Here is a 12,412-nt window from a genome sequence, read left to right on the forward strand (position 1 = left end):
GAGGAGCAGAAGTGAGATGCCAACTCAAAATCCTGTTGTCAAATTAAATGTATTAGCCAAGGATGTTGCCAATGCCGCCGCTATCTCGGCGGCGGCTGGGGGCCGAATTTACATCGGCGTTATGGTTAAGCATTTCGCTACCAATGAGGAAGCTGTGGCCCGAATACTCGAACTGCAACGAGCTAATATTCCCGTCTCCGTGGGTCTGGGCGGTGGAGATCCCGCCATGTGGAGTCGAGTTGTCGATGTAGCGGTGCAGACTCGGCCAGAGCATGTGAACCAGGTATTCCCGGCAGCCGGATATACGCTGGGTGGGCTCCGGGTGGCAGGTAGCCCACACACCTTGGTTAATGCCTTGGTCACACCGAGCGGGACACCAGGACGGGTATGGGTGACGACCGGTCCACGAAGCAGTGCTTATCGCGAACAGTTATCCTGTGACGCAGCGGCAGCGATGCTGGCAGAGCTTGGTGTACATTCGGTCAAGCTGTACCCGATAGAAGGGACTGAGCGACTGGACGAGGTGTCGGATATGGTCAAGGCAGCGGTGCGTCAAGGCATCGTCATGCTCGAGCCGACCGGAGGGATCGATGCCCACTCCATCGGCCAAGTGGTTGAAGTCTGTGCGGAGCACGGGGCACAGACCATCGTGCCGCATATTTATACGTCGATTATCCACCCGGAGACGGGACTTACCCGGATTGCGGATATTGAGGAATTGATCGAAGCTCTTCCTTCCTGGGGAAGATAACCGTTTCTAAATTTTAACGAGCTTTGCGGTTGCGATTTTCTAAGCGATTCGTTATGCTGAATTCAAACCAAATAAGAATGCGGGTGCTGGATGAAGTCCGGCTGAGATGAAGGCCTTGTGTCTTCGGACCGTTAATCTGATCCAGGTAATGCTGGCGTAGAGAACCTCATTCGAATTGTTTAAGCCATTCGTATATTCTCGAATGGCTTTTTTTGTATCGTTAACGAGGTGCAGAACGAGACAATTAGACTGCGAAGCTTGGCCAGCATCGCCTGAAGCAAGGAGGCGTGAATGAAAGTGAAAGCTGAACGGACTGTGAACGAAGTGCAGGCAGTGGCGGCCAGTGAGGGGAGCAATGCGCCTATGTCGGGTGCTCCGGACGAACGTTATTCGCGGCAGATATTGTTCGCACCGATTGGGACGCAAGGACAGCGTAAGCTTGAGGAACGCTCTGTATCCATCATCGGCATGGGCGCTCTCGGAACGGTGCTGGCGAATCATATGGTCCGAGCGGGCGTGGGAAAGGTACGTATCGTCGATCGTGATTATGTGGAGCGCAGCAACTTGCAGCGGCAGATGCTGTATGACGAAGAAGACGCCGATTTGGCACTTCCCAAAGTCGTCGCGGCCGAGCGTAAGCTAAGGCGTATTAATTCATCGGTATCCATTGAAGCGATGTTGGCCGATATCACACCAGCGAATGTACTGGAGTTCATTGAGAACGTTGACTTGGTGCTGGACGGGACGGACAATTTTCAAACCCGGTTTCTATTAAATGACGCCTGCTATCATGAAGGCATCCCGTTCGTTTACGGTGGGGCGGTTGGTTCTCGCGGCATGAGCGCCATCTTTATACCGAATCTGACCCCGTGTCTGCGCTGCCTGATTCCGTCTGCTGATTCCGGCGGTGAAACCTGTGATACAGTGGGCGTCATCTCCCCTGTTGTCGATTTGGTCGCTTCGTATCAGTCGGCAGAGGCACTGAAATTCCTTATTGGAGACGACAAGGCGAGACGGGACGGCCTGATCTCCTTCGACGTATGGAATAACCATCATCATGTGCTGAAGCTGGGCCAGCCGCGGGACCATTGTCCTTGCTGTAGATTGAACAAATATCCGGCGCTGGAACGCGAAGAGGAAACGGCAATTTCTCTTTGCGGGCGTGATTCCGTCCAGATTGCTGGACACGCGCCGTTTGATCTGCAGGTCTGGGCACAGAAGCTGGAAAAGGTGATGCCAGACCTTAAGACCAATCCATACTTGTTACGCGGCTTCTTGCCGGAAGGCGAGCGAATTGTGCTGTTCGCTGATGGGCGTGTGCTGGTGCAAGGAACGGCTGATCTGGCCCGGGCCCGGACGATTTATGCGCGGTATATTGGAGGATGAGCAGTACAGAAAAACAAAGAAGGGGCGGGAGAAGTATGAGGGACTTTCGGCTATATGTGATTACCGGAGAGAACTTTCATCCGGGGCGTGATCTGGTCCAGGTCATGGAGCAGGCAATCATGGGAGGCGCGGATATTGTTCAGTTCCGCGATAAAACGGGAGCGCGGACAGAACGGCTGCGCAAAGCCCAAGCACTCAGAGAACTGACGAGACGGTACGACGTGCCATTTATCGTAAACGATGACGTTGAACTCGCGCTCGAAGTTGATGCGGATGGCGTACATCTGGGGCAAGGCGATCTGTCACTTGACGAAGCACGACGCAAGGTAGGGAACCGGATTATTGGCATCTCGACCCACGCGATGGAAGAGGCGCTATTGGCACAAGAGCAGGGAGCGGATTATATCGGGGTGGGCCCGATCTATGCGACGCAGACCAAAGCGGATGTGGTGGATCCGGTGGGGTTGGACTATATTCGCGCCGTGTCGCAGCAAATCGCAATTCCATTCGTGGCGATTGGCGGTATCAAGCTTGGTAATGTGGAAGAGGTCATTCAAGCGGGGGCGACGCGGGTATGCGCCATAAGCGAGATCGTTGGCAGCGACGATATAGCGGGCGTGTGTCGAAGCTTTATTCAAAAATTGGAGCAAGGGAAAGGGTGACGCAGATGAAAGAGCTGATCATCAACGGCAGTAAGCGCGAGCTTAATGCGTCCACGATCGAGGACGTTGTCAGATTGCTCGGACTCGAAGGGCGCCCGGTGGTGGCGGAGGTGAACGGCGAGGTATTAACGCCGGAGCAATGGGCGGATACGGCAACCGAGCCGGGGATGAACATCGAGTTGGTTCATTTTGTGGGAGGAGGATGATGAGTATGATTGGAAAGAGCGAGCAGGCGGGACGAGAAGCGGGGAGTGATCAGGAGTTGGCAGGTGTTGATACAAGCGGAGGAGACATCTGGCGCATTGGGAATCGGGAAATGAGGTCGCGTTTTTTTCTTGGCACCGGATTGTTCCCCAATCCTTTCGTTCAGACTGAAGCCATTCGTGTATCTGGCGCGGAGGTGCTGACATTTGCCATCCGGCGGGTTGATCTGGAATCGACCGAAGACGATTCTATTCTTCAGCATATTGAATGGCGTGCTTTTCAATTCCTGCCCAATACCTCAGGTTCACGAACGGCGGAAGAAGCGGTGCGTATCGCACGGCTTGCGCGGGCGTCGGGTCTGAGCGACTGGATTAAGGTGGAGATCAGCGCCGACGAGCGCACCTTGCTGCCCGATCCGATCGAGACGCTTCGGGCTACAGAGATACTGGTTAAAGAAGGATTTACCGTACTGCCATATATATCTGATGATCCTGTAATTTGCCGCAAGCTGGAAGCGGAGGGCGCGGCTGCAATTATGCCGGGCGGTGCACCGATTGGCACGGGTCTGGGCATCCTCAACCCATACAATATCGGCTTGATCGCCGAAGAAGCGAACGTTCCGGTGATCGTGGATGCAGGACTTGGCACGGCAAGTGAAGCGGCGTTGGCCATGGAACTGGGCGCAGCCGCTGTGCTCATGAATACCCCTGTCGCCAAAGCGAAAGACCCCGTTAATATGGCGCTTGCTATGAGGCTGGCCATTGAGAGCGGCCGGCTCGCGTATTTGTCGGGCCGGGCCCCCAGGAAGCGCTATGCATCAGCCAGCAGTGGTCTGGATGAACTCATTGTGAAATGAGCAGGGTCAATCGTAATATTGCGTATCCGGGAAGGGGGACGGGAATGACCAACTCATTGATTGTAATGGGTGGTGGTATTATCGGGCTGTCATGCGCTCTTGAGCTGCGTCGGCGGGGGGCGGTTGTTACGCTGCTTGAGACTGGTGTCTGTGGCGGACAGGCCTCCGGTGCAGCGGCGGGTATGCTGGCACCGTATTCTGAGAATCCGGAAGCGCCAGACGAGTTCTTTATGCTATGCCGTGAAAGTCTGGAACTATATCCGGCCTGGCAGCGCGTAGTGCGAGAGATGTCGGGCATGGAGTTCGAGTATACGGAATGTGGGAGTCTCTACGCTGCATACCACGAGGCAGATTTACTGGCGCTGGAGAGCCGGCTTCACTGGCAGCGTCAGCATGGGTCTAGCGGCGCAATCCTGCGCGGGGCGGAGCTGCGAAGCATGGAGCCGGGGCTGTCAAGCGAGGTGAAGGCGGCCCTGTGGACGCCGGAGGAGAGCCATATTTACGCGCCGGACTTTGTAGCGGCGCTGAAAGAAGCCTGCTTGCGTAGCGGGGTGATCATTCACGATGAGCTTGGTGCGCTGGAATTGGCGGCCTGGGAGCCTCGGGTCGAAGTACGTTCGCGTGGCGGCGAGGTGTTTGCGGCGGAGCAGGTTCTGGTCTGCACCGGTGCCTGGGCGGGAGAATTGTCCGACCGGCTTGGTCTGCGAATTCCCGTGCAGCCCATCCGTGGACAGATTTGCGCCTATGCATGGGCTAAAGAACAAACGCCGCTGCGACATATGGTATTCGGCAGCCAGGGGTATCTGGTACAGAAAGCGAACGGGACCTTGGTCTGCGGCGCCTCTGAGGATGTCGCAGGCTTCGATACTAGCGTCACGGAGCGAGGTATTCAGCGACTGCTACGGTGGAACAAGAACATACTGCCGGAACTGGGCGGCAAGGAACCGTTCCACCGCTGGGCTGGCTTGCGTCCGGCAACGCTTGACGGTCGCCCTCTGATCGGCCGGCTGGGACGGGCAAAGCGTGTGCTCTTCGCAGCGGGCCATTACCGCAACGGCATACTGCTCAGCCCGATCACCGCCAAGCTGGCTGCCGACTGCGCGGAAGGTCGCGCCTTGCCGGGGTGGCAGCAGGCGTTCCGGCCAGACCGGTTCGGCGCTATGGCACGCTGAGTCGCGTCTTCGTACGCGCCCGTGTTGAGAGTATTGTATAGGCTATGTCTATTAATGATATTGCTTTCTAATCTTGGACGACAGGAGCCCAGGGACGTTACAATATGGAAAGCAATTAGATAGACATTAAAGCGAGTGGAGGAAGAGCAGGCTATGCTGCAAACCGTTATATCTACCCTATTTCAAGTCATTGTGCCGCTATCAATTCCAGTGATAGCGGGGGCGCTGCTGGCGCGTTTCCTCCAGTGGGATACCAAGCCGCTCCTAACCTTGTATTTGTACGTGCTTAGTCCGGCCATCATTTTTGATACTTTGAGAAATGCCCGTATCTCCTTGGATGAAATGTACGCTACCATTACCTTTGCATTTGTAAATCTACTAATTATGTGGGCAATTGCCAAACTATTTGCTGCCATTGGAAGGCTGGGACAGCCGGAGACTGCTGGATTGACTCTGATCTCGACGCTAACCAATAGCGCCAATTATGGACTCCCGCTCATCCTGCTCGCTTTTGGCCAATTGGGCCTTGATAAGGCGACGGTTTACGTGGTGACGCAGATGATTATCGTGAACACGGTAGGGGTATATTTTGCGGCCCGCTCCCGGTTCTCTGTAAGAAATGCGGTTCGGTCTGTCTTTACTCTCCCGGCGATATATGCTGCGATAGGGGCTTCCCTGCTGAAGATCAGCGATCTACATCTCCCCACAGAGCTGGAGCAAGGCATATCTATGGTAGCGGCAGCCTATTCACCGGTCGTCCTGGCTGTACTTGGGGCGCAAATGATCAAGGTGGGTCGTCCGGAAGTCAAGGAGATTAAGCCACCAGCCTTCTGGATGGGAATCATTATGAGAATGGTAATTGCACCGCTTGCTGCTTGCGGGGGGCTGCTGCTGCTCGGAATCACGGGCACCTTGTTCTCCGTCCTGCTGATCCTGGCTTCTATGCCTGTGGCGGTGAATGCTGTCGTGCTTGCCGAACGCTTCGATGCCTCCCCGGGTCTGGTCTCCCGCTGTATCGTCTGGACGACGCTGGCTTCGTTTGTTGCCCTGCCGGTGCTGCTGGCCCTGGTGAATCCAGTCCCATAGATTTTGAACATCCTCTTACTTATAGGTATTTCCTATTACTATTATAGAAATTATATCTTGGAGCAATTAACACTGTCATGTTATATTGATCTCAGTATTCAAGGCCGAATGGGCTGGGTTAGAAGTCCTGATTTGCGCTTTGAGAAATAGTTCGAATCCTTGTGTGGGGTGAATGAAATGAGCAATAACAAAAGAACAATGTATGAGAAAATTTGGGACAATCACGTTATTTTTCAGGAAGAAGGCAAGCCGAGCATTCTGTACATCGATTTGCATCTGGTACATGAGGTGACTTCGCCGCAAGCCTTCGAAGGCCTGCGTCTGAGTGGTCGTAAGGTTCGCCGTCCGGAATTGACGTTCGCGACGATGGACCACAACGTTCCGACCAAAGACCGTTACAACATCACTGATCCGATCTCCAAGCAACAGATCGACACGCTCTCCAAGAACTGTAATGAGTTCGGTGTGACGCTGTACGATCTTGATACGATTGATCAAGGTGTGGTTCACGTAATGGGACCGGAGCTGGGCTTGACTCATCCGGGCAAAACCATCGTCTGCGGAGACAGCCACACTTCGACGCATGGCGCATTTGGCGCCCTGGCTTTCGGAATCGGTACGAGTGAGGTTGAGCACGTGCTGGCTACCCAATGCTTGCAGCAGGCCAAGGCGAAGACGCTGGAAGTGCGTTTTGTCGGCAAGCGCAAGCCGGGTGTTACGGCCAAAGATATGATCTTGGGCGTCATTGCCAAGTACGGCACCGACTTCGCCACCGGTTATGTTATTGAGTACACGGGCGAGGCTATTCAGGAATTGTCCATGGAAGAGCGGATGACAGTATGCAACATGTCTATTGAAGGCGGAGCTAGAGCGGGCTTAATAGCCCCTGATGATACGACGTTTGAGTATTTGCGTGGTCGCCAGCATGTGCCTCAGGGAGATGCTTTCGAGCAGGCCGTAGCTGAGTGGAAGAGCCTTGTATCCGATGAAGGTGCTGTTTATGACTGGGTTGTGGAATTCGATGTGGATTCATTGATTCCGCAGGTTACTTGGGGAACCAGCCCTGGTATGGGTACGGGCATTGACGCCAAGGTACCGAATCCGGCTGACTTTGAGAGTGAGAACGAGCGTAAGGCTGCTGAGAAAGCCTTGGAATATATGGGATTGACCCCCGGGACGTCCATCACAGAAATTGAAATCGATTATGTATTTATCGGTTCTTGCACTAACGGACGGATTGAGGACTTACGTGCAGCCGCCGAGGTGGCCAAGGGCCACAAGGTATCCAGCAAAGTAACGGCGATTGTCGTTCCAGGCTCGGGACGCGTTAAGCTGCAAGCCGAGAAGGAAGGCCTGGATAAGGTGTTTACGGAAGCGGGCTTCGAATGGCGGGAAGCAGGATGCAGTATGTGTCTGGCTATGAACCCTGACGTTCTTGAGCCGGGACAACGCTGTGCTTCGACCTCCAATCGGAACTTTGAAGGTCGTCAAGGACGTGGCGGAAGAACCCATTTGGTCTCTCCCGCAATGGCGGCAGCGGCAGCAATCAAGGGCCGTTTCGTGGATGTCCGCGAGTGGGATGTCAGAAACGAAGTCGTAAGCTAATCTAGGCGAAGAAGGGGAGAACAATCCATGGAAGCATTTGTAAAGCATACGGGGATTGTCGGTCCGGTGGACCGCGTGAACGTAGATACCGATGCAATTATACCTAAACAATTTTTGAAGCGCATTGAGCGTACCGGGTTTGGACAATTTTTATTCTACGAGTGGCGCTTTGATACGGAAGGCAATGTCAATCCTGAATTTGAATTGAACAAATCGCGCTACGAAGGAGCCTCCGTCCTGGTTTCACGGGTGAACTTCGGATGCGGCTCATCACGGGAACATGCCCCCTGGGCAATTCTGGACTATGGTTTTCGCTGCGTGATTGCGCCGTCTTTCGCTGACATTTTCTACAATAACTGCTTCAAGAACGGCATCTTGCCTATCAAGTTGTCGGAGGAGCAGGTAGAAGATTTGTTCCAACGGACAGCCAAGCATGAGGGATATAAGCTGACGGTTGATTTGGAACAGAAGACAATTACAGATGAGCATGGTCTGAACCTTAGCTTCGATCTGGATGAGCACCGTCGGCAGTTCTTGCTGCAAGGTCTGGATGATATCGGATTGACGCTGCAACATGAGGACTTGATCTCGGCTTATGAGAGTAAGAGATCTGCCCGCCTTGCATAAGCAACATTTTTAATTCGACTTAGACTTGCTCCCGGCTGTTATGGGCCGGGGGCTTTTTTTGTCATTCTATGAAAATATAAGTCTATCAGACGGGTGTTTTTTCTGGTACTATGGAAGTAATTAGCAACGTTCTGGGATTATTGGCGCTTTTTGATGAAGCTTTAATGGTAAGTGTATGTGATGTATTCGTCCGTCAGTGAGTTATTGATCCGGCAAATTATGAGGATGGGGTAGGGATTAATTGATGAAGAAGCTCAGCTTGATCTTGTTTGTAATGATATGTTCGATCGTATTTCCGACAGCAGCAAGGGAAGCGGTTGCAGCGGCGCAGACGCATATTTATCTGGATGGTCTGGCTCTGGAGCAGCCAGCCGGTGCCGAGGCAGGTCTGGTCAGTGGCAAGGTTATGGTTCCGCTTCGTGTAGTGGCCGAAGGACTCGGCTTCGAGGTAGCCTGGGAGAAGACGAGCGGCACAGCCACTATTAAGCAAGACGACACTGAACTCAAGCTGGTTGTAGGGCAAGCCACGGGGCTTGTTGACGGCGAGAAGGTTGAACTGGACGCGGCTCCTATACTGAAAAATGAGCGCACGCTGGTTCCCCTTCGTTTCGTTAGTGAGCAGATGGGGCTAGAGGTCAGTTGGGATAACGTGACGAAATCGGCTTACCTGAATCATCCTGACAGCGGAGAATCCAGTGAGGTGGTCCCGGGGACGAGCAGCCCAAGTCCTGAGGAGGACCAGCCTGTAACTGTACCTGTAGAGCAGCCTGGCGGAAAGGATGGCGATACGTCTTCCCCGGACTCTGGCAGCACCGATGGGGGCAATTTTTCCGAATTGGCACTGATTCAAGGAATCAGCTTCAGCGAAAATCGCTTGATGTTTGCAGTATCCGGTAAAGTGACCCCTAATGTGTTTGCCATGACAGGACCGGATCGACTTGTGGTGGATATCCCGAATGCAGCTTATGCCGAGCATTTTGATACTAATTTCCCGTTGGATGAGACTGGCCGGGGAGAATTGACGGTGCTGGAATATCCGGATGTATCCAAGGTGCGCTATTCCTTGTTCAGCACGGACCCGTCTACGATACGGATTGTTGTTGACCTCAATCATAAGATGCAATACCACGTGAATAATGACGGAAGTGGACTTGTGACGGTTGAATTGACCGCAGACCCCGCGACGCCGGGGCATGGCCTCGGACTGGACGGCAAGCCGGTGGTTGTCATTGATGCGGGCCATGGAGGCACACAGCCAGGCGCTATCAGCCTTACGAAGAAGCCGGAGAAGGATTTCACTCTAGCGGTGGCTTTGAAGGTAGAGGCCTTGCTTCAGCAGGAGCCGGATATCGATTTTGTATTAACGAGGGACACGGATGTTACGATGTCTTTGCAGGAGCGGGTGAAGATTGCCAATGAGTTGGGAGCAAATGTGTTCGTTTCCATACACGGGAACAGTATTGATCCGCCAAGCAACCCAAGTGGTTCAGAAACGTATTATACCCGAGAGGAAAGTATTCCGCTGGCCGACATCATGCATCGGCATTTAGTGGACGCTACAGGTCTGACGGATCGCAAGGTCAGATACAGTAGTCTGCACGTGACGCGGGAGACCTTGATGCCGGCTGTTTTGCTGGAGGCAGGCTATCTCAGCAACAAGAATGATGAGGCCTTGATGTACACCGAAGCCTTTCAGCAACGGGTAGCCGAGGGCATCGTAGAAGGCATCAAGGAGTATTTTGGGTTATAATATGAGAAGAGACCGAAATGATAGGGGGGAGCAGAATGAAAAAGATAGGAATGTTACTAGCCTTGATAGTATTGTTGGGAGTTGCTGCGGGTTGCGGTAATAAGCCCACGGCTGCCCCGGCAGGGAATGGAAGCGGGACAAACGTCGAGGTTCAAGGCGGTGGCGCACAGCAGATTGATCCGGCAAGCAATGATTCCGAGAACAATAGTCCTGAGAACAAGGGGACGGAAGATACGAAGCAAGAAGAGGCCACTCCAAGCAAGCAGACCATTGAGGTGTACTTCACCGATAATGAATTAATGGAGCTTAAGCAGGCAAGCCGGGAGATTGAGGTATCGGGCGAGCATTCCAAATACGAGTCAGCTTTTAAAGCACTGCAAACGGCAGAGGACGGTATGTTGTCTCTGTGGGAGAAGGTCGTTCTGGGCAGTGTGAGCTATACGGAAGCTGACGGGCAATTACTGTTGGATGTTCAGCTTCCCGCTGAGTCCCGTCTGGGAGCAGGGGGCGAGGCGTTGGCGATTGAAGCATTGAAGCAAACCATGTTCCAATTTGAAGAAGTGAAACAGATTGAATTGACTGTTGATGGTGAGCAGGTTGAATCACTGATGGGTCACGCCGATCTGGAACACCCTATGACAAGATAAAACTATAAGAAACAAATATAGAATGCCTTCCTCATCGTATTGATGTAGGGGGCATTTTTTTATTTTCCAGTTAGGAAGAAGGGGAAAGTGCGAAGAGACGGTCAGGAGGAAACTGAGCGAATAATGCCATAATTTCGCAACTTTTTACAGGCAAGCACGTCTAATATGTCGTCTGATGATGTCGAAGTCAGGAAGGAATTGGTTCGACGTCATGAGTCAAAAAATTGAGGATGGTAGGGGTGACAGATGAAGAAAAAAGGATTGGCGACGCTCATGTTTGCGTGGATGTTGCTGTTTGCGTTTGCGCAAATGGGACATGCAGCGGCGGGTAGTACAAGTATTTATCTGGACGGGAAAGCGCTTGCGTTACCCAAGAGCGGACAAGTACAAAATGTGAATGGAAATGTGATGATTCCAATTCGTGTCGTCGCGGAGGAGCTAGGGTTTCAAGTCAACTGGGAGAAAAAGACGGGCACGGTAACCATAAAGCAATCGGGTACAACGCTTATTCTGACCGTCGACAAGACGTTGGCTTCGGTCAACGGTAATGAAGTAAAGTTACCTATTGCTCCGACGATGACCAAGGACACAACATTGGTGCCTATGCGTTTTGTCGGGGAACAAATGGGGCTGAAGGTGAGCTGGGATAACGCGTCCAAATCCGCTTATCTGAAAACTCCGGTTCCGGACAAGGACAGCGGGACAGACCAGTCGGGAACGGAGACCCCGCCAGCGGATAATGGACTGGCAACCGTTCAAGGAATTACCTTTAGCAACAACAGCTTGATGATTGCGGTCGATAAGAATGTGAACCCCAGCATTTTTACGATGGGGGAGCCTGAACGTCTTGTTATCGATTTGCCTCAAGCGCAATTTGCCGGGACACTGACGGACGGTCATGGTTTGGACGCCAATCAGAGCGGTTCAATTGAAGTGACGGATTACCCCGATGTTTCCAAGGTAAGGTATGCCTTGTTTAGCAACAACCCATCTACCATCCGGGTTGTGCTGGATCTAAATAACAAAGTTAACTATCAACTCATTAATGAAGACGATGGACTTATCATTGTGCATTTGAATGTGGATCCTGGTGCAGGATTCGATGACGGCAAGAATACGGTCGTACTGGATGCTGGCCATGGAGGAAGTGACCCGGGAGCTCTTAGCGTGACCAAAAAACGGGAGAAGGACTTTAATCTGGCCGTCGTATTAATGGTGCAGAAGCTGCTGGAGCAGGAGACAGACATGGAGGTCGTATTAACCCGTAACGATGATTCCTATCCTACCTTGCCTGAACGGGTGAAGATTGCGGAGAACGCCAAGGCGGACATCTTCATTTCGGTCCATGCTAATGCAGGCTCGGCTACGGCTCGCGGTATTGAGACCTATTACACCCGGAAGGAAAGTTTGAACCTGGCCCAAGTCATGCATGAACATTTGGTGGAAGCCACCGGATCGCCAGACCGTAAGATCCGTACGCAAAGCTTGCATGTGACGCGGGAGACAAGCATGCCAGCCGTACTGTTGGAATGCGGATATCTGAGTAACAAGGACGATGATGCGTTGCTGGCGACCAAGGAATTCCGGGAGAAGGCTGCGCGGGGCATTGCGGATGGCATCAAAGAATATCTCGGTTACAACTGAGTGCTGGATGAAGGAGGAAGCA

General features: G+C 52.9%; 12 protein-coding genes and 1 riboswitch. All 12 genes read left to right on the forward strand.

The window, feature by feature from the left end:
- Nucleotides 1-16: 16 nt before the first annotated feature.
- The 12 genes from AC1VOR_RS09965 (at nucleotide 17) to AC1VOR_RS10020 (ending at nucleotide 12,390) form a co-directional block, all read left to right on the forward strand.
- On the forward strand, nucleotides 17-751 hold the full coding sequence (locus AC1VOR_RS09965; RefSeq protein ID WP_482617460.1) for a KDGP aldolase: 735 nt from the start codon (nucleotides 17-19) through the stop codon (nucleotides 749-751).
- 69 nt (nucleotides 752-820) lie between these two features.
- Nucleotides 821-931: riboswitch (TPP riboswitch) on the forward strand.
- Between the two features lie 183 nt (nucleotides 932-1,114).
- Nucleotides 1,115-2,137, forward strand: coding sequence for a ThiF family adenylyltransferase (locus tag AC1VOR_RS09970; RefSeq protein WP_482617701.1), 1,023 nt, complete (start codon nucleotides 1,115-1,117; stop codon nucleotides 2,135-2,137).
- Between the two features lie 35 nt (nucleotides 2,138-2,172).
- Complete coding sequence (gene thiE, locus AC1VOR_RS09975; RefSeq protein ID WP_482617461.1) at nucleotides 2,173-2,799, forward strand: thiamine phosphate synthase; 627 nt, start codon at nucleotides 2,173-2,175, stop codon at nucleotides 2,797-2,799.
- A 5-nt stretch (nucleotides 2,800-2,804) separates the two neighbouring features.
- Nucleotides 2,805-3,005 (forward strand): sulfur carrier protein ThiS, encoded by a 201-nt coding sequence (gene thiS, locus AC1VOR_RS09980; protein ID WP_482617702.1) that lies wholly within the window; start codon nucleotides 2,805-2,807, stop codon nucleotides 3,003-3,005.
- A gap of 5 nt (nucleotides 3,006-3,010) precedes the next feature.
- Nucleotides 3,011-3,859, forward strand: coding sequence for a thiazole synthase (locus AC1VOR_RS09985; protein WP_482617462.1), 849 nt, complete (start codon nucleotides 3,011-3,013; stop codon nucleotides 3,857-3,859).
- 44 nt (nucleotides 3,860-3,903) lie between these two features.
- Nucleotides 3,904-5,031, forward strand: a complete 1,128-nt coding sequence (gene thiO, locus AC1VOR_RS09990) for a glycine oxidase ThiO (RefSeq protein ID WP_482617463.1) — start codon at nucleotides 3,904-3,906, stop codon at nucleotides 5,029-5,031.
- A 153-nt stretch (nucleotides 5,032-5,184) separates the two neighbouring features.
- On the forward strand, nucleotides 5,185-6,117 hold the full coding sequence (locus AC1VOR_RS09995; RefSeq protein ID WP_482617464.1) for an AEC family transporter: 933 nt from the start codon (nucleotides 5,185-5,187) through the stop codon (nucleotides 6,115-6,117).
- Nucleotides 6,118-6,294: 177 nt separating this feature from the next.
- Complete coding sequence (gene leuC / locus AC1VOR_RS10000; protein WP_482617465.1) at nucleotides 6,295-7,722, forward strand: 3-isopropylmalate dehydratase large subunit; 1,428 nt, start codon at nucleotides 6,295-6,297, stop codon at nucleotides 7,720-7,722.
- 27 nt (nucleotides 7,723-7,749) lie between these two features.
- Nucleotides 7,750-8,349, forward strand: a complete 600-nt coding sequence (gene leuD / locus AC1VOR_RS10005; RefSeq protein WP_482617466.1) for a 3-isopropylmalate dehydratase small subunit — start codon at nucleotides 7,750-7,752, stop codon at nucleotides 8,347-8,349.
- A gap of 244 nt (nucleotides 8,350-8,593) precedes the next feature.
- Entirely contained in the window at nucleotides 8,594-10,099 is a 1,506-nt protein-coding gene (locus AC1VOR_RS10010; protein WP_482617467.1) for an N-acetylmuramoyl-L-alanine amidase family protein, read from the forward strand.
- 35 nt (nucleotides 10,100-10,134) lie between these two features.
- Nucleotides 10,135-10,746, forward strand: a complete 612-nt coding sequence (locus AC1VOR_RS10015) for a GerMN domain-containing protein (protein ID WP_482617468.1) — start codon at nucleotides 10,135-10,137, stop codon at nucleotides 10,744-10,746.
- A gap of 246 nt (nucleotides 10,747-10,992) precedes the next feature.
- Nucleotides 10,993-12,390: an N-acetylmuramoyl-L-alanine amidase family protein gene (locus tag AC1VOR_RS10020; protein ID WP_482617469.1), complete on the forward strand. Its 1,398-nt coding sequence runs from the start codon at nucleotides 10,993-10,995 to the stop codon at nucleotides 12,388-12,390.
- Nucleotides 12,391-12,412 lie beyond the last annotated feature (22 nt).

The sequence above is a fragment of the Paenibacillus sp. 1SOY10 genome (genome assembly GCF_056836745.1).